This window comes from Bibersteinia trehalosi, from assembly GCF_004346205.1.
Classification (GTDB): Bacteria; Pseudomonadota; Gammaproteobacteria; order Enterobacterales; family Pasteurellaceae; genus Bibersteinia; species Bibersteinia trehalosi.
Genome location: NZ_SMAM01000008.1, coordinates 40,624 through 67,013 on the forward strand (window position 1 = coordinate 40,624; position 26,390 = coordinate 67,013).

22 protein-coding genes are annotated in these 26,390 nt (G+C 41.1%); 11 read left to right on the forward strand and 11 right to left on the reverse strand.

Annotated features, from left to right (window positions below):
* Positions 1 to 118 precede the first annotated feature (118 nt).
* A complete protein-coding gene (gene mutS, locus EDC51_RS08895) occupies positions 119 to 2,707 on the forward strand; it encodes a DNA mismatch repair protein MutS (protein WP_131928744.1) in 2,589 nt (862 codons plus the stop codon).
* 47 nt (positions 2,708 to 2,754) lie between these two features.
* Here the strand turns inward: mutS and EDC51_RS08900 are convergent, their stop codons facing one another.
* Both EDC51_RS08900 and EDC51_RS08905 read right to left on the reverse strand, forming a co-directional pair.
* Complete coding sequence (locus EDC51_RS08900; protein ID WP_131928745.1) at positions 2,755 to 3,705, reverse strand: hypothetical protein; 951 nt, start codon at positions 3,703 to 3,705, stop codon at positions 2,755 to 2,757.
* A 123-nt stretch (positions 3,706 to 3,828) separates the two neighbouring features.
* Positions 3,829 to 5,130, reverse strand: coding sequence for an anaerobic C4-dicarboxylate transporter (locus tag EDC51_RS08905; protein ID WP_015431589.1), 1,302 nt, complete (start codon positions 5,128 to 5,130; stop codon positions 3,829 to 3,831).
* A gap of 159 nt (positions 5,131 to 5,289) precedes the next feature.
* On the opposite strand from EDC51_RS08905, the gene dapF reads away from it, so the two are divergent.
* A complete protein-coding gene (dapF, locus tag EDC51_RS08910) occupies positions 5,290 to 6,114 on the forward strand; it encodes a diaminopimelate epimerase (RefSeq protein WP_025288774.1) in 825 nt (274 codons plus the stop codon).
* Positions 6,115 to 6,153: 39 nt separating this feature from the next.
* Here the strand turns inward: dapF and rfaD are convergent, their stop codons facing one another.
* The 6 genes from rfaD to ulaG all read right to left on the reverse strand — a co-directional run bounded on the left by rfaD (position 6,154) and on the right by ulaG (position 14,812).
* Positions 6,154 to 7,083 (reverse strand): ADP-glyceromanno-heptose 6-epimerase, encoded by a 930-nt coding sequence (gene rfaD, locus EDC51_RS08915; protein WP_015431591.1) that lies wholly within the window; start codon positions 7,081 to 7,083, stop codon positions 6,154 to 6,156.
* A 152-nt stretch (positions 7,084 to 7,235) separates the two neighbouring features.
* Complete coding sequence (locus tag EDC51_RS08920) at positions 7,236 to 10,646, reverse strand: autotransporter domain-containing protein (RefSeq protein ID WP_131928746.1); 3,411 nt, start codon at positions 10,644 to 10,646, stop codon at positions 7,236 to 7,238.
* Positions 10,647 to 10,942: 296 nt separating this feature from the next.
* Positions 10,943 to 11,635, reverse strand: coding sequence for an L-ribulose-5-phosphate 4-epimerase (gene araD / locus EDC51_RS08925; RefSeq protein WP_131928747.1), 693 nt, complete (start codon positions 11,633 to 11,635; stop codon positions 10,943 to 10,945).
* On the reverse strand, positions 11,629 to 12,489 hold the full coding sequence (locus EDC51_RS08930; protein ID WP_015431595.1) for an L-ribulose-5-phosphate 3-epimerase: 861 nt from the start codon (positions 12,487 to 12,489) through the stop codon (positions 11,629 to 11,631). The genes araD and EDC51_RS08930 overlap by 7 nt, the downstream gene beginning before the upstream one ends.
* Positions 12,490 to 12,896: 407 nt before the next feature.
* Positions 12,897 to 13,643, reverse strand: coding sequence for an HTH-type transcriptional regulator UlaR (ulaR, locus tag EDC51_RS08935; RefSeq protein ID WP_025267467.1), 747 nt, complete (start codon positions 13,641 to 13,643; stop codon positions 12,897 to 12,899).
* A gap of 77 nt (positions 13,644 to 13,720) precedes the next feature.
* Positions 13,721 to 14,812 (reverse strand): L-ascorbate 6-phosphate lactonase, encoded by a 1,092-nt coding sequence (gene ulaG, locus EDC51_RS08940; protein ID WP_025267466.1) that lies wholly within the window; start codon positions 14,810 to 14,812, stop codon positions 13,721 to 13,723.
* Between the two features lie 371 nt (positions 14,813 to 15,183).
* Between ulaG and EDC51_RS08945 the strand changes: the two genes are divergently transcribed.
* The 7 genes from EDC51_RS08945 (at position 15,184) to EDC51_RS08975 (ending at position 21,584) form a co-directional block, all read left to right on the forward strand.
* On the forward strand, positions 15,184 to 16,971 hold the full coding sequence (locus EDC51_RS08945) for a PTS ascorbate-specific subunit IIBC (RefSeq protein WP_131928748.1): 1,788 nt from the start codon (positions 15,184 to 15,186) through the stop codon (positions 16,969 to 16,971).
* A 60-nt stretch (positions 16,972 to 17,031) separates the two neighbouring features.
* On the forward strand, positions 17,032 to 17,502 hold the full coding sequence (locus tag EDC51_RS08950; protein WP_025267465.1) for a PTS sugar transporter subunit IIA: 471 nt from the start codon (positions 17,032 to 17,034) through the stop codon (positions 17,500 to 17,502).
* A gap of 48 nt (positions 17,503 to 17,550) precedes the next feature.
* Positions 17,551 to 18,225, forward strand: a complete 675-nt coding sequence (locus tag EDC51_RS08955) for a 3-keto-L-gulonate-6-phosphate decarboxylase UlaD (RefSeq protein WP_015431600.1) — start codon at positions 17,551 to 17,553, stop codon at positions 18,223 to 18,225.
* Positions 18,226 to 18,538: 313 nt separating this feature from the next.
* Positions 18,539 to 19,498, forward strand: coding sequence for a mannose/fructose/sorbose PTS transporter subunit IIB (locus EDC51_RS08960; protein WP_131928749.1), 960 nt, complete (start codon positions 18,539 to 18,541; stop codon positions 19,496 to 19,498).
* Positions 19,499 to 19,512: 14 nt separating this feature from the next.
* The gene (locus tag EDC51_RS08965; RefSeq protein WP_131928750.1) at positions 19,513 to 20,307 is read left to right on the forward strand and encodes a PTS mannose/fructose/sorbose transporter subunit IIC; all 795 of its coding nucleotides are present in this window, start codon (positions 19,513 to 19,515) and stop codon (positions 20,305 to 20,307) included.
* A gap of 12 nt (positions 20,308 to 20,319) precedes the next feature.
* Positions 20,320 to 21,147: a PTS mannose transporter subunit IID gene (manZ, locus tag EDC51_RS08970; protein ID WP_131928751.1), complete on the forward strand. Its 828-nt coding sequence runs from the start codon at positions 20,320 to 20,322 to the stop codon at positions 21,145 to 21,147.
* A 62-nt stretch (positions 21,148 to 21,209) separates the two neighbouring features.
* A complete protein-coding gene (locus tag EDC51_RS08975; RefSeq protein WP_015431604.1) occupies positions 21,210 to 21,584 on the forward strand; it encodes a hypothetical protein in 375 nt (124 codons plus the stop codon).
* A 15-nt stretch (positions 21,585 to 21,599) separates the two neighbouring features.
* Here EDC51_RS08975 and EDC51_RS08980 read toward each other — a convergent pair whose 3' ends face one another.
* Both EDC51_RS08980 and EDC51_RS08985 read right to left on the reverse strand, forming a co-directional pair.
* The gene (locus EDC51_RS08980) at positions 21,600 to 22,388 is read right to left on the reverse strand and encodes a Cof-type HAD-IIB family hydrolase (RefSeq protein WP_015431605.1); all 789 of its coding nucleotides are present in this window, start codon (positions 22,386 to 22,388) and stop codon (positions 21,600 to 21,602) included.
* Between the two features lie 133 nt (positions 22,389 to 22,521).
* Entirely contained in the window at positions 22,522 to 23,871 is a 1,350-nt protein-coding gene (locus tag EDC51_RS08985) for a GntP family permease (protein WP_131928752.1), read from the reverse strand.
* Positions 23,872 to 24,061: 190 nt separating this feature from the next.
* Here EDC51_RS08985 and EDC51_RS08990 point away from each other — a divergent pair, with 190 nt between their 5' ends.
* On the forward strand, positions 24,062 to 24,577 hold the full coding sequence (locus tag EDC51_RS08990; RefSeq protein ID WP_015431607.1) for a gluconokinase: 516 nt from the start codon (positions 24,062 to 24,064) through the stop codon (positions 24,575 to 24,577).
* Between the two features lie 117 nt (positions 24,578 to 24,694).
* Here EDC51_RS08990 and EDC51_RS08995 read toward each other — a convergent pair whose 3' ends face one another.
* The gene (locus EDC51_RS08995) at positions 24,695 to 25,972 is read right to left on the reverse strand and encodes a DUF2254 domain-containing protein (protein WP_249038488.1); all 1,278 of its coding nucleotides are present in this window, start codon (positions 25,970 to 25,972) and stop codon (positions 24,695 to 24,697) included.
* A 141-nt stretch (positions 25,973 to 26,113) separates the two neighbouring features.
* Between EDC51_RS08995 and EDC51_RS09000 the strand changes: the two genes are divergently transcribed.
* Positions 26,114 to 26,305, forward strand: a complete 192-nt coding sequence (locus EDC51_RS09000; protein WP_131928753.1) for a hypothetical protein — start codon at positions 26,114 to 26,116, stop codon at positions 26,303 to 26,305.
* Positions 26,306 to 26,390 lie beyond the last annotated feature (85 nt).

The window sequence follows — 26,390 nt, forward strand, 5'->3', positions numbered from 1 at the left end:
TTATGCTCCCTCTCTAAATTTAGTCGAAATGATAGCAAATCCCACCCAAAAAGATAACAGCCCATTATCGTCGCCAATCTGCTAAAATAGCACTAAATTTTCTTATCAAAATAGACGAATGACAAGCAAAGATCTCTCGCAACACACCCCAATGATGCAACAATATCTGCAACTTAAAGCGGAAAATAAAGATATTTTACTTTTCTACCGTATGGGCGACTTTTATGAGTTGTTTTATGACGATGCGAAAAAAGCCGCGGCATTGCTCGATATTTCATTGACCAAAAGGGGAAGTTCAGCCGGTGAACCGATTCCAATGGCGGGTGTACCCTATCACGCGGTGGAAGGCTATTTAGCGAAATTGGTTGCATTGGGCGAAAGTGTCGCAATTTGTGAGCAGGTGGGTGATCCAAATACCAGCAAAGGCCCTGTTGAGCGGAAAGTCGTGCGGATTGTCACCCCTGGTACGGTGAGCGATGAAGCCTTATTACCTGAACGCCAAGATAATTTAGTTGCAGCCGTTTATGCGGAAAAAGGCATTTTTGCCCTTGCTACGCTGGATATGACAAGCGGTCGTTTTTTGATTACTGAATTGCAAAATGCTGAACAGCTTGCCGCTGAGTTGCAACGGGTTTCCCCTGCGGAATTGCTCTATCCTGAACAGTTTGAACCGATGGAGATTGTTCAGCGTTTCAAAGGTTTACGCCGTCGTCCAATTTGGGAATTTGAGTTAGTTACCGCAATTAATTTGCTGAATCGTCAATTTGGCACCAAAGATCTCACGGGATTTGGGGTGGAAAAAGCGGTGGTGGCACTCTGTGCCGCTGGTTGTGTGTTGCATTATGCGCAAGAAACCCAACGCACCGCACTGCCGCATATCAATGCGATTCATCTGGCTCAAAATAGCGATACTGTCTTGCTTGATGCTGCTACTCGCCGCAATTTAGAACTCACCCAAAATCTTGCAGGTGGGGCAGAAAATACCCTTGCTGCGGTATTAGATAAATGCGTTACGCCAATGGGGAGTCGTTTGCTCAAACGCTGGATTCATCAGCCTATTCGTGATCTGGCTAAATTACAAACTCGCCAACAAACTATTCTTGCTCTGCAACAAAATGATCGCATAGCCGATTTGCAACCGCTGTTGCGACAAGTGGGCGATATGGAACGGATTTTGGCGCGGGTGGCATTGCGTTCTGCTCGCCCTCGGGACTTAACTCGTTTGCGAACCGCGCTTGAACAGCTCCCTGATTTGGTCAATTTTTCGCAAAATCTGACCCCTTGCTTGGACAAAATGCTAAGTCAGCTGGCTGATTTTAGCGAATTGCAAGATCTACTTGCCCGTGCGGTGATTGATAATCCACCGCAGTTAATTCGTGATGGTGGCGTGATTGCACAAGGCTATAACGCAGAGCTTGATGAATGGCGTAGCCTTGCCGATGGTGCAACCCAGTATCTAGAAGATTTAGAAATCCGTGAGCGAGAGAAAACAGGGATTGATACGCTGAAAATCGGCTTTAATGCGGTACACGGTTACTACATTCAGATTTCGCAAGGGCAGGCTCACAAAGCCCCTATTCACTATGTTCGCCGCCAAACATTGAAAAATGCGGAACGTTATATTATTCCAGAGCTGAAAACCTACGAAGATAAGGTGCTGAAAGCCAAAGGGGCAAGCCTTGCTTTGGAAAAGCAGCTTTACGAAGAACTGTTTGACTTGATGATGCCACGCTTGGGCGAATTGCAACTTGCCGCACTGGTGCTGGCGGAATTGGACGTTTTAACCAACCTTGCCGAACGTGCCGAAACGCTCAATTACACCATGCCAACATTTTCTGCTCAACGGGGTGTGAAAATCAAAGGCGGTCGCCACCCTGTGGTGGAACAGGTACTGAAAGATCCGTTTATTGCTAACCCAGTTTATCTTAATCCACAACGCCATTTGCTCATTGTAACTGGCCCGAATATGGGCGGTAAAAGTACCTATATGCGACAAATTGCGTTGATTACATTGATGGCATATATCGGCAGTGCCGTGCCGGCAGAAAGTGCAGAAATCGGCCCGATTGACCGTATTTTTACCCGCATTGGGGCGAGTGATGATTTAGCGTCTGGGCGTTCAACCTTTATGGTGGAAATGACCGAAATGGCGAACATTCTGCATCAAGCCACCGAAAATAGCCTTGTGTTGGTGGACGAAATTGGGCGGGGGACATCAACTTATGATGGTTTATCTTTAGCGTGGGCGTGTGCCGAGTGGCTTGCCCGAAAATCACAATCTTTAACACTGTTTGCCACTCACTATTTTGAGCTAACAGCATTACCAAATCAGTTGAAAGGTGTTGCGAATGTGCATCTAGATGCGATTGAGCATAATGATACCATTGCGTTTATGCATAGCGTTCAAGAAGGGGCAGCAAGCAAAAGTTATGGTTTGGCGGTAGCCGCATTGGCGGGCGTGCCGAAACAAGTTATTGGCTTAGCAAAACAGAAGCTGGCTCATTTGGAGCAGCTTTCGCAGCAAACCACGCAGTTACACGACAGCCCACAGCAAGATTTATTGTTTAGTGAACCTTTGCAAAAAACGCCAGAAAATCAACCGCTTGTTGAGCTATCTAAAGTGGAAATGGCATTAGCTGAGATCAACCCTGATGAGCTAACACCAAAACAGGCATTGGATGTGCTGTATCGTTTGAAGGCAATCTAAACGAAAGGGGCGAATGATGAGATTTCGCCCCCTTGTTTTTAGTAGGTTTAGAAAATGGCTTCAAGCCGTAAAAATGCGCCCAATGTGTGTTTGCGATCTTCTTTGCGGTTATTGTAGAAATTCACTTCGGGTTGAATAAATAGCCATTGGCGCAAAATTGGCTGACGCCAGTTGATAAAGGGTCCATAGTAATTGAGATCAACTTTCTTATGTTCAATTTCTCCACCAAAATTAAAGCCGTAATTTAAGCGTTTGAAATTTGAATAGGTATGTTGGCGGTATAAGCTATTGCCCCAAAACAGTTCTTCATCATTATCATGAGTATATTGCAGGTAGGTATGGTTATTGATAAAACGACGCGCTGTTTCAGTAAACTTATTTTCAAAATTGGTGCGTAAATAGTGTTTGCTGTTTGAACCATAGCGGTAGATCTGTTCTAGGCGTACACTATATTGTTCATTCACTTGCCATAATTTGCTTGCTTTGGCACGGACGAAAATATCTGCTCCAGAACGAACGCCGACATCGAGGTCGGTTTCAATACCTAGGCTTTTAATTCCATTAGACCAGCGGATCGCCATTGACGCATTGTCATCGCGTGCTTGTTTACGATCGTATTTTTTATCGCCTTGTAATGGTGTACGATAATTACGGTGGAGCTGTTGATTATCGCGTGATTGGTTATCGAGATCTTCATCACCAAACACTAAACTAAGGTTTTTAAGGTGCCTTTTTAAGGCAGGCAATTTAATTTTAGCGCGGATACGAGGCTTGATGGAGTAGCCATCATAACGATTCCATTCATTATCAAACATAACTCGCAATGTTGCTGAAGCCGGGTTGCTAGGATCGGTTTCACCAATCCAGTTATCAATGCTGTGCGACCAACGATTTAACGTTGTTTTCACATTGCCATGTTGTTCATCCACCCAGCTTCCAGCAAGAGAGGGCAAAGCGGCTAAGCTGAAAATAGTGGCTGTAATCCAATTTTGTTTCATAAGAAACTCCTGTTTGGCTTTTGCAAAAAAATAGCGGGAATCGACCGCTTGCACATACTAGCGGAAAAAATAAAAAAGCCAAAGAGAAGTTTCTTTGGCTTTGGCGTAAATTAACGAACTATATTACAACACCATACTTGAAAGCATGAAGCCGAATGCAACAGCAAGGGTGATAGCTAATACACCCGGAATTAAGAATGGGTGGTTGAAAACCAATTTGCCGATACGGGTTGAGCCTGTATCATCCATTTGTACTGCTGCGATTAAGGTTGGGTATGTTGGCAATACGAATAGTGCTGAAACAGCTGCAAAGGCAGCTATAGCCGCTTCTGGAGAAACGCCAAGCGCTAGCGCAGCAGGATATAGTGCTTTCGCTGTAGCTGCTTGTGAGTAAAGTAGAGTACCCGCAACAAATAAGATAACCGCTAAGCTCCAAGGGTATTCGGTTAAGAAGGCTGATGAAGCAGATTTAATTGCTTCAATGTGGCCACCAACAAAGGTATTACCTAACCATGCTACACCAAGTACACAGATTGCAGCTGTCATACCTGATTTGAACGTTTGTGCATTTGGGACTTCTGCGCTATCTGCTTTACAGAATACGCAAATTAATGCCGCGGTCGCAAGCATGAAAGAGATAATCGCATTATCGCGGCTGAGGATTGGGTCTTTAATTAGACCAACATTACCACTGATCGCAATGGCGTAGCACATAATTGCGACAATAGCGATACCAAAAATAGCAACAGAACGTTTAGCATAAGGTTTTAACTCAATTTGGGTTTCGCCACGCATTGGGACTAAACCTTTTGCAAGACGTTCTTGGTAAACTTCATCATCTTTTAACTCTTTGCCCAAAAAGTTACACACAAATGCGGTAATCATACAAGCGGCGAAAGAAGTTGGGATCCAGATACCGAGCAGCTGGAGGTAGCTTAAGCCAAAATGTTTTTCTAACTCTGTTGTTAAGAAAACAACTGCAGCAGAAATAGGTGATGCGGTGATCGCAATTTGAGAAGCGACTACGGCAATAGAAAGCGGGCGAGATGGACGAATACCTTGCTCTTTTGCTACTTCAGCAATCACTGGTAAAGTGGAAAATGCAGTGTGTCCGGTACCTGCAAACATAGTCATGGCATAAGTCACCGCTGGAGCAAGATAGGTCACGTGTTTTGGGTGTTTACGTAAGATACGTTCCGCCACTTTAACCAGATAATCCATACCGCCAGCAACTTGCATTGCAGCAATCGCCATAATAACTGCCATAATGATAGAGATAACATCAAATGGTATAGCGCCCGGTGTTAAACCGAGTAAAGCGAGAACAACCACCCCCATTCCGCCCATAAAGCCAATACCAATGCCGCCTAAGCGGGTTCCCAAGAAAATAAATAGCAGCACAACTGCCAAATGTAACCAAATCATATTGGATTCCTTAGTGTTATGATAATTAAAACAGCCTTGTTAGGGTGTTGAGTATTTAAATTCATTAGCAACAGCTCCTGACAAGGGCGGACAATGTAGCAATAAAAAGCAGTTAATTCTATAATGCAGGTCAAATAATCGTTTTAAAAAGAGAAAAATATGCAGTTTTCTAAAATGCACGGCCTAGGCAATGACTTTATGGTGATTGATGGCGTGACGCAAAATATCTATTTAACCACCGAGATCATCCGTAAACTTGCTGATCGTCATCGCGGTATTGGTTTTGACCAGCTTTTATTGGTGGAGCCGCCTTATGATCCAGAGCTTGATTTTCACTACCGTATTTTTAATGCAGATGGTAGTGAGGTTTCCCAATGTGGCAATGGCGCAAGGTGTTTTGCCCGTTTTGTGGCACTGAAAGGTTTGACCAATAAAACCGATATTGGGGTGAGTACGGCAAAAGGTAAAATGGTGCTGAGCTTGAAAGAAAACGGGCAAGTACGAGTAAATATGGGGGAGCCGATTTGGGAACCTACGAAAATTCCATTTGTAGCAAATAAATTTGAGAAAAACTATATTCTTCGCACAGAAATTCAAACGGTACTCTGTGGCGTAGTATCGATGGGCAATCCACACTGTGTTTTACAGGTGGAAGATGTCGGTACGGCAAACGTAAACGAGTTGGGTGCTTTGTTAGAATGCCATGAGCGTTTTCCTGAGCGAGTGAATGTTGGATTTATGCAGGTGATTAATCGTAATCATATTAAATTGCGTGTGTTTGAACGAGGTGCGGGAGAAACACAAGCTTGTGGTAGTGGTGCTTGTGCCGCAGTTGCTGTTGGTATTATGCAAGGTGTACTGGATAGCAGTGTACAGGTTGATTTACCAGGTGGCAGTTTGCAAATTGAATGGAATGGTGTTGGTGACCCCTTATATATGACTGGTGATGCAACGCATATTTATGATGGTTTTATTAAACTTTAAAAAAATCCGCTTAAGTTATCACTTAAGCGGATTTTTTGTTTAGCGATTTAACCACGCCATATATTCTTTTGTGCCTTCAGCAACGGTTTTAAATGTACCGTTGTAGCCTGCTTTACGCAATTCGGTTAAATCTGCTTGGGTAAAAGTTTGATAGCGAGATTTTAAGTGATCTGGGAATGGGATAGTTTCAATTTCGCCTTTTTGATGGAAATCAATCACCGCTTCGGCAACGGCTTGGAAAGATTCCGCATTGCCAGTCCCTAAGTTAAAAATACCCGATACTCCATTTTGCCATGCCCAAAGGTTTACTTTTGCCACGTCTTCTACATAGACGAAATCACGTAAGAAGGTTTCTGAGCCTGCGAATAGTTTTGGATTTTCGCCTTTGAGAATTTGCGTGTTTAAATGGAAAGCAACACTTGCCATTGAGCCTTTATGCTGTTCACGTGGGCCATAAACGTTGAAGTATTTAAAACCGCAGATTGGACTATCGGCGTGCGGTAGAAGTTTGCGTACATATTCATCAAATAGGAATTTTGAGTAACCATAGACATTCAACGGCTGTTCAAATTCGCGTTTTTCAATAAAGTTGTCTGAGCGACCACCGTAGGTTGCGGCACTGGATGCATAGAAGAACGGGATACCACGATCTAAGCAGTAATGCAGTAACTCTTTGGAGTATTCATAGTTATTCTGCATCATATATTTACCGTCCCACTCAGTGGTTGCTGAACAAGCACCTTCATGGAATACTGCTTCAATTCGCTCACCAAATTCATCGCCCGCGATAATAGAAGCGATAAAATCTTCTTTATCGCAATAATCCGCAATGTCTAAATCTACAAGATTGATAAATTTCTCGCCATTTTTGAGATTGTCCACCACTAAAATATCTTTTCTACCAATCGCATTTAATGCTTTTACAATATTGCTGCCAATAAAGCCAGCTCCGCCAGTTACAATAATCATGAGGTTATCCTTATGTTGCCAAAATCTTGTGTATTATCCTTTGGCTTGCAGGGTTTTGCAAATTTTTACCGAAAAATGACCGCTTGTTCGTTGGTTCATAAAAGAAAAACGGGCGTTATTGCTAACGCCCGTTTAATTTAGTTTGTCGTCAGTTAGAAGTTAATTCTGATACCGGCTGTCACAATATTGTTGTGACCTTTGCTTTTCGCAAGTTTGAGATCATAATTAGCATATAGCGAAACATTTTTGTTTAACTCAGCTAATGCGCCGACCCCTACCCACGTTTTGCTTTTCGCAAGGCCAATACCTTTTACATCGAATTTTGCATCTTGTAAGCCAGTATAGCTTGCTTTAAAGCTAAGATCTTCACGTTTAAACGCTTGTTGATGATTTACATAGCCTTGGAATGTAGTTTTTACACCACCTACATCAAGACTTAACGCTGTGCGTAAACCAACCAATGCGCTAGTTTGTTGATAGGTCGTTTTATCCGCGGTTAAACCAAATTGACTGTTTGTTTCACTGAATGCGCCACGTCTGACAACATCATGACTTAAACCGACAAACGGTGTTAATGCGAATTGACCTACGTTGAAGTCATAGCCTGATTCGAGGTAAGCAGACAATACCTTATCACGGTGGTTAATTTTTGCTGTACTTACGTTATTATCCGCCAAAATAATATTACGTTCGACATCAGAATCTACACTACCGTAACCAAGGCGACCTTGGAGATACCAAGGTGTTTTATGCTTGTTACCCACACGAGCATATAATGATGCACCAATACTATCAGCTTTAGCGCTACCGCCATAGCGGTCAAAACTTACTTTTGCTTTTGAGTAATTGAATGCAGTACCTAAAATGACATTTTCGCTGATTTGTTTATCAACACCGAGTTGGCCAGCATAGGTGTTGGTTTTACCTTCACCGAAACCTGCTTCTTTTAGTGTACCGTTACCATAAATACCCGTAGCCCATACACCAGCAGTTTCGCCTACGTTATCTAGTTTACCTAGCATAACAAGACGATTAGAGAGGTCTTTATTCACTGTTTCTGCATTTTCAAATGTAAGCGCTTGCGCAGACGCATAAATTTGACCAGATAAGCTATCTAAAGCAACTCCTTGCGTATTGCTATTGGCAATACTGTTTTGTAGAACAGCTGCGTGTTGTGCAAAGGTTTCATTCGTTGCAGCCGTTGTGCCGTTATTTCCCTCAATTTGCGAATCTAATGTGGTGAAAGCGCTTTCTAATGCCATGGCAACATTTTCACGCATTGTTTCGCCAGAAGTGTTTTCGGTCACATACTCTGCGACATTTTTACGGCTAACTGTTGCTGTAACTTCATTTTCGCTGGTTTTTTCTGCCGTCGCAGTTAATAACCCAGATGTTTCTATTGCAGCAAAGTTACCCTTAATTGCAGTGTCAGAGGTAATCGCATTGATGGTGACACCTTTTTCGGTGACATACTGCGCTTTACCATCTTTAACTGCAGCTAGTGATAAAGTAGAGTCGTTTAAGTCAACTTCTCCTTTTACGTTTAAGTTTGAACCTAAATCTGACACTAGCGTACTTTGCGCCGTAGCAACGTAATCTTTATTGATCGTAGAATAACCCTGGTTAACAATAGTACCCTCGTTATTTACGCCATTTTCTAACGTGGTATTATTGACAACCAATGTACCACTACGCGACACGTTGACTTTAGACGCATATTGTTTACCGTTAATAGTGATAGCACCTTCATTGAGCGTTGTGTCTCCTGCAAAGGTACTCGCACCCGATAAAATTAATTCGCCTTGACCATTTTTTACTAAGCCTGCATCACCATCAATATTGTTTGAAAACTCATAGCTTCCATCTGGAATATTAACGGTAACGTTATCTGCTAATGCAAGACGTTTGTCAAAGCTGGCTGGACCGTTTACTGCTTTTTCAACGTTAAGCAAGCCCCAACCATATACATCATCTACCCCTGGTGCACCAATATCGGTTGCCGTTGATAAGATAGATTGTTTGATGAGGTTGCCATCCATCCAAGGATATTTTTGTTTCACGAGTGCTGCCGTACCCGTGACTGCTGGAGCTGCAAAGGATGAACCGCTAGCAATAATGTTTCTACCACCTAAATTAAAGATGTAGTCACCCATTGCGGTAACGGTCCAATTTTTTGCCACACCGGCTTGAGAATATGGCAATAAATTGCTCCATTCAAAGTTACCCAATCCTTCATTAGTTCTGGTTGCTACTGCAACAACAGAGATCCAACCTTTTTCCAAGCTTGGTTCATAATAAGGTAAACCTGCTTGGACTGATGGATTGAGATCACCGCGGTTATTTCCCGCAGCCCAGACAAATAACCCACCATCTTTTACTTTATCTTTATAGAATCTTAAGACATCACTATCAAATTGGCGGAGATAGTAATAAGAGGAGTTTCTATTGTTGTTAAAGTAAGTCAGTGGTTTTGGAATACCATATGACTGGTTAAAAATACGGGCACCACGATACCATAAATCATTATAGATTGAGGCGGTTGCGGATAAGCCCGTGCCACTGGATGTCGTTTTAGTAATATCTGCTAATAATAGTGTTGCTTTAGGTGCAACGCCATTACGAGAGTTCCCGCCCCCAATCATTTCCGCAACTTGGATACCATGGGTTGCGCTAGCTGGAGCCGTGCGCCCTGTTTCAATCACTACAGCACGATGCCCAAATTTTTTATTGATGTCGTCATACATAAGATTGTTTTTAAAACCACTATCTAGTACCCCAACAGTAACGCCTGCACCATCTAGTCGAACATTGGCCTTATTATTCGGATCTGTAGTGCTATAACCGCGCGAGCGATCATTCCACTGAATTCCTCTATTTGGCACATTGATTGCAACAGGTGTTGGGCGAACGTTTACAGGTTCTGTTGGTTTAATGATGATTGGACCCACATCATAAATTGGCGCATCTACAACAGGTGTCGTATCAACAACTGGCTGAACAGGAATTTCCTCAACTGGTTTGATATCGACAACAGGTTGAGCAGGAGGTTCCTCAACAGGCTGAATATCAGCAACAGGAGGGGTAGGTTTTTCCTCAACTGGTTTAATATCAACCACAGGGGGAGTTGGTTCTTCCTCAACTGGTTTAATATCAACAACAGGTTGAATTGGCGTTTCCTCAACAGGTTTGATATCAACAACAGGTCGAGTTGGCGTATCGACAACAGGTCTGGTTACAACAGGTGTGTAAACTGTACGGACGGTTGTGCGACCATTTACCGTAGTATAAATCTTGGTAATAGTGATACCGTCAATAGTTGTTGATACAGTTCTGGTTGTTACTCCAGTATAGCGGGCGGGATTATACCAAGACGAATAATTATTACGATAATTCGAAGTGTAATAATATCCCGAGTAAATCGGAGCATATTTATAATAGCTATCCGTGGCGGAAGGATAGTATCTCATTGTACTTGCAAGCTGTTCAGAAACTTGGCTTGCATTAACCTCTGGCGATAAGGCTAATAGTGTTGCTATTGCAGCAACATAACTTTTATTTTTCACCTTTTGGTTTCCTTCTAATAGATACAAAGATACCCCTTGTTTATTCGTAAATCTATTACGGATCCTTTAATAGAAATGTAAAACAAGGGATGTAAATTAGAACAAAAATTAAAATCAAAATCAATAATGTTGTTTTTTTGTTTGATTTTGGATTAAAAAATAGAAGGGGTTGTAAATTATTTTGAAGGGATATTTTCTTATTTTAAAAATATGCCAATCGTTTGCGCTGGTGGGGATATTTTAAAAAAATATGAAATTATATATCGGGGGATTTTCCCCCGATAATTTAAATTAATTTATTGTCCATAATACGCATTTGCACCATGCTTACGTAAATAGTGTTTATCTAATAATTCCTGTTGCATTGAGTTAATTTGTGGACGAATTTGATGACTGACAAAATTCATATAAGCAACTTCTTCTAACACTACGGAATTATGCACTGCATCAAAAGCATCTTTACCCCAAGTGAATGGACCGTGAGAATGAACTAATACACCTGGTACTTGATCTGGGTTAATCCCACGTTTACGGAAAGTTTCCACCACTACTTTACCTGTTTCTAATTCATATTCCCCTGCAATTTCCTCTGGCGTCATTCGGCGAGTGCAAGGCACAGAGCCATAAAAATAGTCGCCCTGTGTTGTGCCTAAGCAGAGAATATCTTCGCCTGCTTGTGCCCAAGCGGTTGCATGACGAGAGTGAGTATGCACCACGCCTCCGATGTTCGGAAATTGACGATAAAATTCTAAGTGCGTTGGCGTATCCGATGAAGGTTTTTTATCCCCCCACACACGGTTACCTTGCAAGTCCACAATCACAATATCATCAGCAGTTATTACATCGTAATCCACGCCTGATGGTTTAATGGCGACTAAGCCTGTTTCACGATCAATTTCACTCACATTTCCCCAAGTAAAGGTCACCAATTTATATTTTGGGAGTTCAAGATTGGCTTTAAGCACACGTTCACGCAATTCTTTTAACATTGGAATCCTCCTTCTTGCATTTTTTGCTCAATCCAACGACGAGCATTGATAATTTCTGCGATAGGCTCTTCGGCTTTTTCCGTCCACATTTCAATCAAAAATGCACCACGATAGTTAAGTTCTGCAAGTAATTTAAAGAAACCGACAAAGTCCACACAGCCCTCACCGAATGGCACATCTCGGAATTGCCCTTTGCAGGTTTCGGTGACCTTGTAAGTATCTTTTAAGTGAATTTTAGAGATTTTATCTATACCTAAACGTAACTCTTCCTGCCAATTGTCATTCCACGCACTCAAATTGCCTATGTCGGGATAAACGGTAAACCACGGATTTTTAATCAAATCGTCCCATTTCTTCCAACGAGAAATAGAACTCATAAACTGAGTATCCATAATTTCCACTGCAATCGTTACCTCATTGCTTGCTGCAAGTTCTACCGCCCATTCTAATCCCTCTTGGAAATGTTTGAGCGTTTCTTCATCTTGCTCTTCGTAATACACATCATAACCGGCCAGCTGAATGGTACGAATACCAAGATCAACCGCTAACTGCACCGCTTTTTCCATAATTTCACGCGCTTTCGCACGGATTTCTGGATCGTGACTACCAAATGGGAAGCGGCGATGCCCTGAAAGGCACATTGAAGGAATGGTTACGCCTGTGTTAATGATTGCTTTCACGAGCTTAATCCGCTCTTTTTTGCTCCAATCTAATCGTGCTAAACGCTCATCGGTTTCATCAATAGATATTTCCACAAAATCAAAACCGCAGGCTTTCGCAATAGAAAGTCTATCCTGCCAAGAAATATTTTTTGGCAACGCTTTTTCATAAATACCAAGTTTGTGTTTTCTCATAGGTTTTCCTATTTTTAGAGTAAAGATAGCTGAGCAGAATTTCAGAAAGTAATTTTTTCCACCTAAAGGATTAAATCCTTTCGGTAATATTTATTTTTCCGTTTCTAATAAGAGACTCTTCTTGGTAAGTAGCAATAACATAATCTCCTGTTGGATAGGCCACAGCCATCAAGAAATATCCCTGTTCTATTTGCTCATCTGTTAGAAATGATTGTTCGCTTTGAGCGGTGGCTGGGTCAATAATTAAACGTACAGCACAGGCACTAAAGCTCCCAATCCAATGCTAATAAATGTAATAGAAAATTAACCTTTTCCAAGATTTTTTATTCATTACACTATTCTCCTATAGTATTACGGTAACCATATTTCAGATCGCATTTTATGAAGGAAGTTTATTGTTTGATTGGTTAAGCTAAAATAACCTCTAATCCCTTATTTCTTAAGGCATTGATAATTGCAGAGTCGGCTTCTTTCCCTGTAATCAGTAAATCAATTTCTTTTAGTTCAGAAAACAGCATTCCGACACGTTTACCTAATTTACTACTATCTAATAAAACCACATATTTATTTGCTCTTGCTGACATCTGTTTTTCAGAATTGGCTATAATCATATCCGTTTTAAATAAGCCATCTTGAGTGAAGCCTTTACCGCTGGTGAACATAATATTCGCCGCATAAGTTGATTCATTCTGTGCATTTAGTGACAATGTAATTGCTTTATTATGGTTATATTGTCCACCAATAATCACGAGATCCTCATGATTATGCTCAATTAGATGGTTAGCAAGCGGTAGATAATTGGTCATAATTTGCAATTTTTTCCGGCACAAATGTTCGCCGAGCATCAGCATCGTCGAACCACAGGTGAGTAAAACGCTATCGCCATCAGTACATAATTTGCTTGCTGCTTGAGCTATACGTTGTTTTTCATCGCTATTAGAAATAATTCCCTTATGTTTTGGAATAAAGTCCGTACGCAATACTTCAGCGCCATTGCGCACTTTTTGTAATCGACCTTGCTCATGGAGTTTATTTATATCTCGGCGAGCGGTAGCGGGCGAAACATTGAGTAATTCAATAATATCTTGGGTAGAGAGAAACTGCTTGTCTGATAGCAAATTCAATAATTGTCTGTGTCGATAATTCTCGTTCATTATTCGTCCTGTGTTTTTTGATTATTATTAGCCGTAATGAACGGTAGGGGCGAATGACGATCCGCCCCTACAATTCGTTACAGCATAGATTTAAATTGAATATTTGGTTCTTGCTCAAAGCAATCATCAAAGCCACGAGGGTGGTGATATTCAATAAGGTCTTTATCTCGTGGGTACACATATTTTCCACCTACTTCCCAAATGAATGGGTGGAATTGATATTGTAAACGGTCTTTACGCATACGCCATAATTGTAGAATTTCATCAGTACTTGCCATAAAGTTCGTCCAAATATCGTGATGTACTGGGATAATCACTTTACAACGTAAACATTCCGCCATACGCAATAAATCTACAGAGGTCATTTTATCTGCGATACCTACAGGGTTTTCACCATAGTTATTGAGTGCAACATCAATATCAAACTGTTTACCATGTTTTGCAAATTGAATAGAGTAGTGAGAGTCTGCTCCATGGTAAATAGTACCACCAGGGGTTTTGAACACGTAGTTTACTGCTTTACGTCCCATTTCTTCATCAGAAGGGCAAAGACCTGCTAATTCTCCACCTCTTTCTTCTGCACCTTCGACTGGTAAGGTTACTAAACAGGTACGGTCGAATGAATCTAGCGCATGAATTTCAACGTCTTTGAGTTTTACGACATCACCTGGTTTTACAATGATAATGCGCTCTTCTGGTACACCCCATTTTTTCCATAGCTCAGCACAGTGCCATGGACCAACAAATTTAACATGGTTGAGATTTGGATTATTCACAATGGCAGCAGCTACATTTACATCAATGTGGTCTGAGTGATAGTGTGAAGCTAAGATAAAATCTACCTCGTTAATTGAAAATGGATCCAATACCATTGGCTGTGCGCGTAGGTTCGGTTGTAGTTTACGTACACCTGCCATATTTGCCATTTGGTGACCACGTACCATATCTTTTACTTTCTTAGTTGATTTTCCTCGTCCACACCATAAATCCATGCAAATATTGGCACCCGCTGGGGTTTTGATCCACACACCCACACAACCTAACCACCACATAGCAAAGTTACCCTCTGGTACAACTTCTTGCTCGATCTCTTCATTTAGCCAAGTACCCCATTCAGGGAAGGTTGATAAAATCCAGCTTTCACGGGTAATTTCAGAAATTTTGCTCATTACGAACTCCTTTTGTTCAAATAAGATTAAATAATCACAAATAATCATAACTAATCATCAGGATTTGTAAAATACATTTTTAGAATTTTGTGATCTATGTCTAATTTTTCTTATTTGTATGAGCCTTTATCTACATTGATTAGTCTCGTGTTTATAATTAGTTTTATCTGGGAACAATACCAAGATATATACGAGATTTATTTTATTTTTTAAAAAAAATGGCGCAATGAAAAAATGATTTTTTTTGTGAACTTCATCACAAATAATCAAATTCAATCTTTTATAATCGTCAATAATTGTTATTATTTATCACGTTGATCCCTTAGGGATAATAATTTTTATTTCACAACACATAAATAAGAGGCACTCTTATGGACTTTCTTACTGATATTCTCCTTTTTTTAAAGGATCAAGTGCTAAATAAAGCACCTTTCTTATTGGGTATTGTTGCTTTTATCGGTTATACCTTACTGAAAAAAGACACCACAACAATTATTAAAGGCACAATTAAAACTATTGTTGGTTTCTTTATTGTGCAAGCAGGTTCAGGTTTCTTAACTAGTAACTTTAAACCTGTAATTGATGGTCTAGCAAAATATCATCAATTAACTGGGGCAGTTATTGATCCATATACCAGTATGCAATCAACCATTCAAACAATGGGTGAGAATTATGCATGGGTTGGTTATGCTGTTATCGGCGCACTATTACTCAATATTTTATTAGTTGTATTTCGTCGTTTAACGGGTATTCGTACTATTATGCTTACGGGGCATATTATGTTCCAGCAAGCAGGCTTAGTTGCTGTGTTCTATATGATTATCGGCGCCTCTATGTGGGAAACGATTATTTATACTTCTGTGTTAATGGCGCTCTATTGGGGTATCTCATCTAACATTATGTATAAACCAACTCAAGCGGTTACTGGTGGTGCAGGTTTTTCTATTGGCCACCAACAACAAATTGCTTCTTGGATTGCGGTTAAACTCGCGCCGAAACTGGGAGATAGAAAAGACTCTGTGGATCATATGAACTTGCCAAAATGGTTACATATTTTCCACGACAGTATTTCAGCTACAGCGATTGTAATGACAGTTTTCTTCGGTATTATCCTACTGTCTTTCGGCTTAGATAATTTGAAAGAAATGGCTGGAAATACCAACTGGTTCATGTATATCTTAGAGATGGGTTTGAAATTTGCGGTAGCAATTCAAATTATCGTCACAGGTGTGCGTATGTTTGTGGCTGAACTTTCAGAAGCTTTCAAAGGTATTGCAGAACGCTTAATTCCAAATTCAGTCTTGGCGATTGACTGTGCGGCAATCTACGCATTCTCTCCAAATGCCATGGTGTTCGGCTTTATGTGGGGGGCAATTGGTCAGTTTGTGGCAGTTGCAGCCTTACTCGGTGTGGGTTCTCCAGTATTAATTATCCCTGGCTTTATTCCAATGTTCTTCTCAAATGCAACTATTGGTGTATTTGCTAACCAATTTGGTGGTTGGAAAGCTGTGATGAAAATCTGTTTTGTCATGGGTTTAATTGAAGTATTTGGTTCTGCATGGGTTATTCAAATGCTGGCTGAACAGGGTACAACCTTCAATGGTTGGATGGGTATGGCAGACTGGGCATTATTCTTCCCACCAATTTTACAAGGTATTATTAGTGTTCCTGGTTTCTTCTTCATCATTGTTGCAGCTGCAATGGTCTATATGTTCTTTGCATCAAAACAATTACGTGCTGAAGAAGCTGAAGCAGCAGCAAAAGGTTTAACCCTTGAACAGCTAGATGGCTATGGCTTAGATGAAGTAAAAGGCGAAGAAGAGCCTGTACAAGCGGTTGTAAATACCGAAAATTCTGCAAATCCAGTACGCATCTTAGCAGTGTGTGGTTCTGGACAAGGCTCATCTATGATGATGAAAATGAAAATTAAAGGCTACTTAGATAAACGCGGTATTCCAAATATTATGGATTCTTGTGCAGTAACAGATTACAAAGGCAAATTAAATGAAGTTGATATTATTGTATCAAGCAAACATTTAGCTGGCGAAATTGAAGTTCCTGAAGGTAAAGCCGTACTTGGTGTACAAAATATGTTAAATCCGAATTCATTCGGTGATGAATTAATCGAATTGATTAACAAACATAATGCTAAAGCGTAATCAGGCGTAATAATATGGGGCGAAATGATTATTCGCCCCAACTATTCAAAGGAATGTGTGATGAACTTAAAACAATCTCTTATTGAAAATAATTCTATTTTATTAAATCAATCTGCTAAAAATTGGGAAGAGGCAGTAAAGATTGGAACAGATTTATTAATAAAAGCAGGCACAATTGAGCCACGCTATTACGATAATATTATTAGCAAGGTAAAAGAGCTTGGACCTTATATTATTCTTGCTCCAGGATTAGCTATGCCGCATGCTCGTCCAGAAGAAGGTGTTATTAAAACATCATTCGCCTTAGTGACATTAACTGAACCTGTATTTTTTGAGGGGGAAGAAGAAGGGGTTCGTGTGTTATTAACATTAGCAGGCAGTGATTCTGACCAACATATGCAAGGCTTAATGGAGATTACCCAAGTATTAGATGACCCAGAAAGCGAGAGTGGGGTAGATTTAGAAAAAATTCTCCGTTGCCAAAGTGCTGAAGATGTCTATGCAGTGATTGATGCAGCGTTATCTGCATAACAGAATGGGTGTGTAATTCCAATTTATATAACGATTAAAGGAGTAAATATGTCAAAACCAATGTTACAAATCGCTCTAGATTCTCTATCACTTGAAAAAGCGGTAGCAGATGCCAAACAAGCCGAAGGTGTGGTAGAAATTATTGAAATCGGCACAATTCTGGCTTGTGCGGAAGGGATGAAAGCGGTTTCAACTTTACGTGCACTGCATCCGAATCATATTTTGGTTTGCGATCTTAAAACCACCGATGGTGGCGCGATCCTTGCCAAAATGGCATTTGAAGCGGGAGCGGATTGGCTTACTGTTTCTGCAGCGGCGCACCCCGCAACAAAAGCGGCTTGTAAGAAAGTGGCTGATGACTTTAATGCTGCTCACCCAGAGTTAAAAGTACAAAAAGAAATTCAGATTGAAATTTACGGTAATTGGACTTTTGAAGATGCTAAAGAATGGGTTGATTTAGGTGTAAAACAAGCGATTTACCACCGTTCTCGTGATGCAGAGCTTGCAGGTAAAGGCTGGACAGCGGAAGATATTGAGAAAATGAAACGCCTTGAAGAAATCGGCTTAGAACTTTCCATCACTGGTGGCATTGTGCCGGAAGAAATTCACCTCTTTAAAGAGATCAAAAATGCTAAAGTATTTATCGCTGGACGCGCTTTAGTGGGTGAAAAAGGTAAACAAACAGCCGAAGCCATTCGTGCCGAGATTGAAAAATATTGGTAATCTATTAATAAATTTAAAGTTAAGCCAGCCTCTGAGGTTGGCTTTTTTATTGCCTATTGAGCGCGCCGCTATTAGATACTTTTTCACACTTGGCTAAATAGCCGGATGAAATATAACAAGCGGTCGTTTTAGCCTAAAAATGTGCAAAATGTGATCTATATCTAAAAAGCATTATTTTGCTAATTTCTTCATTTGACAAAATAATTAGCAAAAATTAGATTGAGAACGTTACCGCAAACGATTTCTTTTTGCGAGTAATTGGTGAAACAGATTTTGTTTCGGAATATAGCAATGCGCAGAGAGGTGATTACAAATGGTAAATTTGATCATCGCCACTCACGGAAAATTCTCCGCCGAGTTGGTTAATTCGGCACAAATGGTTTATGGCGACATAGATAATTTGCACGTTGTGACTTTTGTGCCAGGAGAGGGGCAGGATACCCTTGTTGAGAAATGTCAAGCAATTATTGCGACTTTAGCGCAAGATGCTCAGGTATTATTTTTAGTCGATCTATTTGGTGGCAGTCCGTATAACGCCGCTGCTCGAATAGTTGCGATGCGTCCGCAAGATGATATTGTGACAGGCGTAAATTTGCCAATGTTACTGGAAGTGATGGACGCATCTGCTGATGAGAAGAGCGCTTCTGCCTTGGCTGCGTTGGCAAAAGAAGTAGGGCAACAGAGTGTAAAAACTTTTCATCACCAAGCAGCTATAGCAGATGAACAAATAGCTGAAAGGCCTCTGCTTGCAGAACCAGAAACATATGATCCTGAAGGTAGAATGACGATTTCCTTAATGCGGATTGATGATCGTTTAATCCATGGACAAGTTGCGACGTCTTGGGCAAAAGCCGTGAAATGTGAAGCTATTTTTGCGGTGAGTGATGAAGTTGCCCAAGATGAACTGCGTAAAAATCTCCTCCTCCAAATTGCCCCAGAGCACCTTAAAGCCTACGTTATCCCCGTCGAAAAAGCGATTAAAGTTTATCACAATCCTAAATATGCTAGCCGCCATGTATTATGGCTTGTAACTAAACCTGCTGACATTGTGCGTCTTATTGAAGGAGGGGTGAAAATTGATAAAGTGAATGTTGGTGGTATGACCTATAAAGACGGTAATAAACAGTTATCTGATGCCGTCACGGTGGGTAAAGAGGATGTTGCAGCATTTAAGAAATTGCTTGAATTAGGCATTGAGCTTTCACTACAAAAAGTAGCAAGCAACCCAAAAGTTGAGCTAACGCAGAAAAAACTTGATGAAATTCACTTTTAAATAGGAAATGAATTATGACTACGATGGAAATTATTCTCGTCACATTGGTGGCAGCAGTCTGTGGTATGGGCAGCGTATTAGATGAACGTCAAACACACCGACCTTTAATTGCTTGTACCTTAGTTGGTTGGGTATTAGGTGACTTACAAACAGGTGTGATTGTAGGTGGTACATTAGAAATGCTCGCACTAGGTTGGATGAATGTTGGTGCTGCCATGGCACCAGATGCGGCATTGGCTTCCGTTATCGCGGCAATTTTGGTGATTAAGGGCGGGCAAGATAAAGGTACAGCGATTGCTATCGCGATTCCAGTTGCCGCAGCAGGGCAAGTATTAACAATTTTTGTGCGTACTTTAACGATTTTCTTGCAACATAAAGCAGATAAATTTGCAGAACAGGCAAATTTCCGAGGTATTGAACTTTGCCACTTTACGGGCTTGGCATTACAAGCATTGCGGGTAGCAATTCCAACCTTCTTTGTTGCTTTAGTGGCAGGTACAGACAGTGTCACAGAAGCCCTAAATGCGATTCCTGAAGTTGTTACGCGTGGCTTGCAAATTGCTGGTGGCTTTATCGTGGTTGTTGGTTATGCCATGGTAATTAATATGATGCGTGCAGAAGCGCTTATGCCGTTCTTCTTTATCGGCTTTGTGGTTGCCTCATTCTCTAATTATAACTTGGTGGGATTAGGTTTCTTGGGCGCGTGCTTAGCAATGATCTATATCCAATTAAATCCACGTTTCAATGCGACTACTCAAGCCCCTGTTCAACGTAAGAAATTAGCAGAGAATGAGTTAGAAGGCCTATAAGGAGAACAGATTATGTCAGAGAAAAAACAACTTACCGCAGCTGATATTCGTGCCACCTATTGGCGCTCAACCTTTTTACTTGGTTCGTTTAACTTTGAACGTATGCAATCAATGGGATTTTGTGTTTCCATGATTCCTGCGATTAAACGCTTATATTCCAGTAAGGAAGATCAAGCAGCGGCATTAAAACGCCATTTAGAGTTTTTTAACACCCAGCCTTGGGTTGGCTCAGCCATCATGGGGGTGACCGCAGCAATGGAACAAGAGCGAGCAAATGGTGCAGATATTGATGATGCTGCAATCAACGGGGTCAAAGTCGGGTTAATGGGACCATTGGCTGGCGTGGGCGATCCTATTTTCTGGGGAACATTACGCCCGGTGTTGGCTGCGCTTGGTGCAGGGCTAGCAATTAGTGGCAGCTTGCTCGGGCCATTACTCTTCTTCATCGGTATTAATCTTTGCCGCGCTTTAACGCGTTGGTATGGCTTTAAATATGGCTATCAGAAAGGCACAGAAATTGTGAGCGACATGGGCGGGGGACGCCTACAAAAATTAACACAAGGAGCCTCTATTCTTGGCTTGTTTGTTATGGGCTCACTGGTTTCAAAATGGACGAGTATTAATATTCCGCTAGAGCTTTCTCGTTACACTAATGCAGTGGGGGAAGAGGTTGTTACTACGGTGCAAAGCGTGCTCAATGATCTGCTTCCAGGGTTAGCAGCGCTGTTGCTGACTTTCTTATGTATGTGGCTATTACGCAAAAAAGTGAATGCGATGTATATTATCTTTGCTCTATTTGGGGTGGGTATTCTCGGTTATCATTTTGGGGTATTAGCCTAAAAGCAATTTAAGGCGCGCAAAGCGCGCCTTACAAGCGGTTAATTTTTAGGAATTTTTTGCAAATGGATCTAAAACCTATCTTAAAAGCACCGCCAGAACAGCGTTATATAAAAAATAGTTCAATGCTAGTGACAGGCTTATTTATTATTGCAGGCGTGCTTTATTATCCCACGCAGGGTTATGGCGCTGTGATTGCATTAGCTCTAGCACTCTTTGTTTTGCTGGGACAGAAATTGCTCATTGCTCAAACTAAACGTTATTTTGCAGAAATGTATGCAGCCAAACAGCAATTTGAACAGAGCGGAAACCCAGATTATTTAGAATTTATTCGCCTACGTGGCACACAAATGTTGTCGGATAACAAAGTGCTTGCAGATTCGGCAAAAACAGAAATTCAAACTCTGCTTGCTTTCGTTCACAAGCATAAAGGGGCGTAACGAACGCCCCTATTTTTAGAGGAATAGCTCATCAAGTATGACTGCTAATCCATCATGATTATTATCTAAAGTGACGCGCTCTACAGCCTGTTTAATTTGCTCTGGGGCATTGCCCATTGCTACACCTAAGCCTGCATATTCCAGCATATCCAAATCATTAAAATTATCGCCAAATGCAATGATATTTTCTTGCTTAATGCCCAATTTCTGTTGCATGAACTGTAATGCATTTGCTTTGCTAGCATTAGGATGCATAATTTCTAGATATTCGTTTTTCGAGCGGTGAATGGCGAGATGTGGAAATAATGCTTTCAGAACTTTTTCAGTCACTAAAATCAACTTTGCATCAGCAATAACCAAAATTTTATGCACATGAGTTAAATATTTTGGCTTTAAACTGGCCCGGAGGTGGGTAATCTCACCTTCTTGTACTGTCCATTTGTTCTCTGGGTTAGGGCAAAACCAGTCTAATCCGGAATAGTAATTAAGTGACAGATCTGGCACCTGTTCAAGAATGTGCGATACTTTCTCAAAGTCGGCTTGTGCAAGTTCAATACTATACAGCGGTTGTAAATCAGCATCTAAAATAAGCGCACCACCATAACAAATCATGGGGCAGTGTGCGTTTAGTTGCTGATAAAAAGGTGTCATTGCCAGTGGAGGACGGGCAGAAGCCAGAATAAATGGAATACCTTGTCTGAGTACGCGTTGGATAGATTTGGCAGTTTGTGGCGAGATTTGGTGCTGGCTATTGAGTAGCGTACCATCAATATCGCTGAAAATGGCTTTATATTGTTGAGACATCTTTTTCTCCTATGTTGTGCTGCTTGCCGTAGTGTAGCGCTTTTTTAAGCACAATAAATCGAGCCATGTCAAAAAACAAGCGGTGTTTTTTGCAACATTTTCAGCAAATTACACCGCTTGTTAGGTTGTTATTTTATAGCAAGATACTACCAATCAACGCAATTATAAAGCCTGTTACACCAATAGAAGTTTCGAGTAACGTCCATGTCTTCAGCGTAGTTTTTTCGTCCATTTCTAAGAAACGACTCATCAGCCAGAAACCAGAATCATTGACGTGAGAAAGCACGGTTGAGCCAGAAGCTATCGCAATCACAATAAAGCAAAGATCGAACTGACTTAAATCGGTAGCAGAAGTCACCATTGGCGCAACAAGGGCTGATGCGGTAGTGAGCGCTACAGTTGCAGAACCTTGTGCGACACGGAACACCATCGCAATAAAGAATGCAGCTACGACAATCGGCATGCCGGTATCGGCAACCATTTCAGATAGTACATCACCAATGCCACTTGCGCGTAATACACCGCCGAACATTCCTCCTGCACCAGTGACTAGCACAATAGAACAAATCGGGCCAAGAGCGTTATTACAGATTTTTTCAATTTGCTCAAGGCTGCGATTATCCCGCAACAACATAATTGCCACGATTAAGGTAATTAGCAACGCAACTGGCGTTTTACCAATTAGCCGTAATGCTTCTACCCAAGTTTGTGAGCCATCAATAACTTTTGCGACCGATAGAGTATTTAAACCAGTGTCGAATAAAATAAGCATAATGGGTAGAACTAACACGCTCATCACTTTGGCAAAACTAGGTGGATTTTGTACCGCTAGCTCGCTGACTGGTTGAGCATTTAAAAAGGTTTTTGGCAGATCAACATGAACACGTTTACTAATAAATTCGCTGAAAAGATAAGTGCCAATGTACCAAGTCGGAATTGCGCAGGCTAAACCAACAATCACTAATAAGCCCATATTCACACCTAAAAGATCACCTGATGCAACAGGACCTGGGTGTGGGGGAAGGAAGGCGTGCATTACGGCAAATGCGCCAGCAGATGGGAAAGCATAGCGTAGCACGGAGCCGCCAAACTGTTTTGCCACACTAAAAATAATAGGAAGCATCACGACCAGACCCGCATCAAAGAAAATCGGAAAACCGAATAAAAGAGAGGCAACACCTAAGGCAAATGGTGCACGCTCTTTGCCGAATTTGTTGATTAGGGTGTCTGCCAGCACTTTAGCCCCACCGGTAATTTCTAATAAACGCCCGATCATTGCACCGAGACCTACAAGTAACGCTACGGAAGCAAGTGTGCCGCCAAAGCCATTTAGTAAGGTTGGCAGAATTTTATCAATAGGAATCCCCGCTGCCAGTGCAGTGAGTAAGCTCACCAAAATCAATGCAACAAAGGCATGGACTTTGAATTTCATAATTAGTACCAACAGTAAGATGATGGCAGCAAACATCACGAAAAGTAACATAATGATCTCCTTGTGAATAAATGTTATCGGTAACATAGCTAAAAATGCGCACAGAGTAAACGATTGCTTGATTTTTATTTCAAATTTGTGATCTGGTTCAAATTTTATTTAAATGCTAGGTGATTTTTGAGGATAACCTGTTAAATTTGCTAACAAATGACGTTATCGGTAACAATTTGAGGGCAATATCATGGCACAGGGTAAAGCATTTATTTTGATGGGCGTTTCAAGTACAGGCAAAACAAGTGTTGGGACGGCTGTTGCACAGCAACTTGGTATGAAATTTATTGATGGTGATGATCTTCATCCTAGGGCGAACATTTTAAAAATGGCAAGTGGTCATCCACTGAACGATAATGATAGAGCTCCTTGGCTTACACGCATTAACGATGCGGCATTTAGCCTTGAACAAAAAAGTGAAAAAGGAATTATTGTCTGTTCCGCATTAAAGAAAAAATATCGTGATCAAATTCGCCAAGGTAATGCAAAGGTGACATTTCTATTCTTACATGGCGCATTTGAACTCGTGTTGGAACGAATGAAGCAACGTAAGGGACATTTTATGAAACCCGAAATGTTGCAAAGCCAATTTAATACGTTAGAAGTTCCACAGGCAGATGAGCCTGATGTCATTTTTATTGATATTGATGGTAGTTTTGATGAAGTGGTGGAACGTTGTGTTGCCACAGTTAAAGCTTTGATTTAAGGATTGTTGAGTAATTCAAATTAAATAGTGCTTTTAAGCAATAGCCTTTAGAGCGGCAGAGTTTTGCCTCGTCGTGGCAAAATCTGCTGCTAGCGAATTTAAAGCAGCAAAGCCTTTTCAGGCTTTGCCAAACAGTTCTTGATGTTTTTTCACAAGTTTTTCTCGATCTTGTGTAAAAGTTAATTGTGTTTTTGCTCTTTCCAAATAATTTTCGGCTTGAATTTTTGCTTGCAGAGCTAAGGCGGGTTCAGGGCAATGTTGCCAAATTGTAGCAAGGCTTTTTTGTAGCACAATTTGTACTTCCAACTGAGCGCCGCCATCTCGGCAGATAGGAGAATAACAGTCGTCAATCACACTTTCAAAGTCTAACGGCACAATGGATAAACGTGTAAATTTCCTGTTATTTTTAGCTTCATACGGCGTAATGAGCAGTTGTGCGGTGTGCAGTAACACCTTCAGCGCTGTTCCGGGGTCATTGACTGCTGGCGATAATGCTCGTTGGGCAACTTCGCTGAAGACAATAAATCCCCAGTTAGGATCTTGATCAAAACTACGTTCTTTAGCAATGATAAAGCAGTGTCTAATTTTATCCGCTAACTCTTGATCAGCCGTTTCAGTTTTTACCAGTATGCTACTTGGTGTAATTAATTCACCTGCGCGAACACAAATATGCATATGGCTTGCTTGTTGCTCAGCAAGCGCTTGCAAGCTAGCTAAATTAATGTGAGTTAAATAGCCCATTTGATCAGCATAGATAGCAATAGCGTTTTCGCTCAATGAGCCTTGCCATGCTGTTTCTTGAGCTGGGTTTTGTCGATATTGTTGTAAAGCGGTTGCTGTGGCAGAGTGGATTTTATCCAACGTATGCCCCAAGCGACCAAGTTGGGATAGGGTTGAAACCCAACTAATTAGCGTAATAATGACATAGGCGAGCACTAATATTGTGCAGAGAAATAACACAAATCGCCCGTTCTGTTCGTAAAAATCTATTCCTAGTGCGGTTTTCGCAATAACAGCATAGATAAACGCTGAAATGAAGCTTGCAATAGTTCGGCGGCTTGGCGCATCATCAATAACTAAATGAGTGGCTCTTGGCGTTGCACTGCTGGAGGCAGAAGCAAAAGCTGAAACCATGATAGAAAGCGCAAAGGTACTGACTGCAAACATAGTGGAGGAGATAATATTGAGTAAGCCTTCCAATGTTTCTAAACGAATATCGGGGAAAATATTTGCTGGTAAGAAAATGCCCGCTAAACGAGCTGCAAAGGCAAAACCAATCGCAAAGCATGTGGCATATAACGCAGAAAGTCCAAGCCGTTTACTTGGCTCACGAAGTAAAATTAACCAACGATAGAGCATAGTGATTCCGAATAAAATATGAGTAAGAGCCAGCATTCTATGCCAAGTCAATAAAAAGAGCACTTTTATTTGCAGAAGGTGTATTAGAAAATAGCACCGCTTTGATGTTACTTGAAAAGATGTTCTAACCTGAAAGCGAATGGTGGAAAGCTCACCACAAACAAGTGGTGGAACGTAATGAACGCTCATTTGGGATTTGAACTAAATATTGCCACACTCTATGTAGTCTGTTTAGTAGACTTTATTCAGTTCCGCGCCAATGTGATGACGGCAGAGAAATATACCGTTTTGCCTGAACTATCAAAATGGGCACAAGAGATGAATCATCGTTATCCATGTTTGGCTGTAACAAAGCCGTATGTCGCTTAAATTGCTTTTACCAAGCGGTTAAATTTAGCTGATTTTTTGCAAAATTTTGCTAGAATTCGAGCGCTTGTAATTTAAAAAGAGAAGA

Bases quoted from the DNA above. Each gene is read 5' to 3' on its own strand.
- EDC51_RS08990 (WP_015431607.1), top strand. From the start codon at position 24,062: ATGGCACAGGGTAAAGCATTTATTTTGATGGGCGTTTCAAGTACAGGC.
- araD (WP_131928747.1), bottom strand. From the start codon at position 11,635: ATGTTAAAAGAATTGCGTGAACGTGTGCTTAAAGCCAATCTTGAACTC.
- mutS (WP_131928744.1), top strand. From the start codon at position 119: ATGACAAGCAAAGATCTCTCGCAACACACCCCAATGATGCAACAATAT.
- EDC51_RS08955 (WP_015431600.1), top strand. From the start codon at position 17,551: ATGTCAAAACCAATGTTACAAATCGCTCTAGATTCTCTATCACTTGAA.
- EDC51_RS08905 (WP_015431589.1), bottom strand. From the start codon at position 5,130: ATGATTTGGTTACATTTGGCAGTTGTGCTGCTATTTATTTTCTTGGGA.
- EDC51_RS08945 (WP_131928748.1), top strand. From the start codon at position 15,184: ATGGACTTTCTTACTGATATTCTCCTTTTTTTAAAGGATCAAGTGCTA.
- EDC51_RS08995 (WP_249038488.1), bottom strand. From the start codon at position 25,972: ATGCTGGCTCTTACTCATATTTTATTCGGAATCACTATGCTCTATCGT.
- EDC51_RS08960 (WP_131928749.1), top strand. From the start codon at position 18,539: ATGGTAAATTTGATCATCGCCACTCACGGAAAATTCTCCGCCGAGTTG.
- ulaR (WP_025267467.1), bottom strand. From the start codon at position 13,643: ATGAACGAGAATTATCGACACAGACAATTATTGAATTTGCTATCAGAC.
- dapF (WP_025288774.1), top strand. From the start codon at position 5,290: ATGCAGTTTTCTAAAATGCACGGCCTAGGCAATGACTTTATGGTGATT.
- manZ (WP_131928751.1), top strand. From the start codon at position 20,320: ATGTCAGAGAAAAAACAACTTACCGCAGCTGATATTCGTGCCACCTAT.
- rfaD (WP_015431591.1), bottom strand. From the start codon at position 7,083: ATGATTATTGTAACTGGCGGAGCTGGCTTTATTGGCAGCAATATTGTA.
- EDC51_RS08900 (WP_131928745.1), bottom strand. From the start codon at position 3,705: ATGAAACAAAATTGGATTACAGCCACTATTTTCAGCTTAGCCGCTTTG.
- EDC51_RS08985 (WP_131928752.1), bottom strand. From the start codon at position 23,871: ATGTTACTTTTCGTGATGTTTGCTGCCATCATCTTACTGTTGGTACTA.
- EDC51_RS08975 (WP_015431604.1), top strand. From the start codon at position 21,210: ATGGATCTAAAACCTATCTTAAAAGCACCGCCAGAACAGCGTTATATA.
- EDC51_RS09000 (WP_131928753.1), top strand. From the start codon at position 26,114: ATGAACGCTCATTTGGGATTTGAACTAAATATTGCCACACTCTATGTA.
- EDC51_RS08980 (WP_015431605.1), bottom strand. From the start codon at position 22,388: ATGTCTCAACAATATAAAGCCATTTTCAGCGATATTGATGGTACGCTA.
- EDC51_RS08930 (WP_015431595.1), bottom strand. From the start codon at position 12,489: ATGAGAAAACACAAACTTGGTATTTATGAAAAAGCGTTGCCAAAAAAT.
- EDC51_RS08950 (WP_025267465.1), top strand. From the start codon at position 17,032: ATGAACTTAAAACAATCTCTTATTGAAAATAATTCTATTTTATTAAAT.
- ulaG (WP_025267466.1), bottom strand. From the start codon at position 14,812: ATGAGCAAAATTTCTGAAATTACCCGTGAAAGCTGGATTTTATCAACC.
- EDC51_RS08965 (WP_131928750.1), top strand. From the start codon at position 19,513: ATGACTACGATGGAAATTATTCTCGTCACATTGGTGGCAGCAGTCTGT.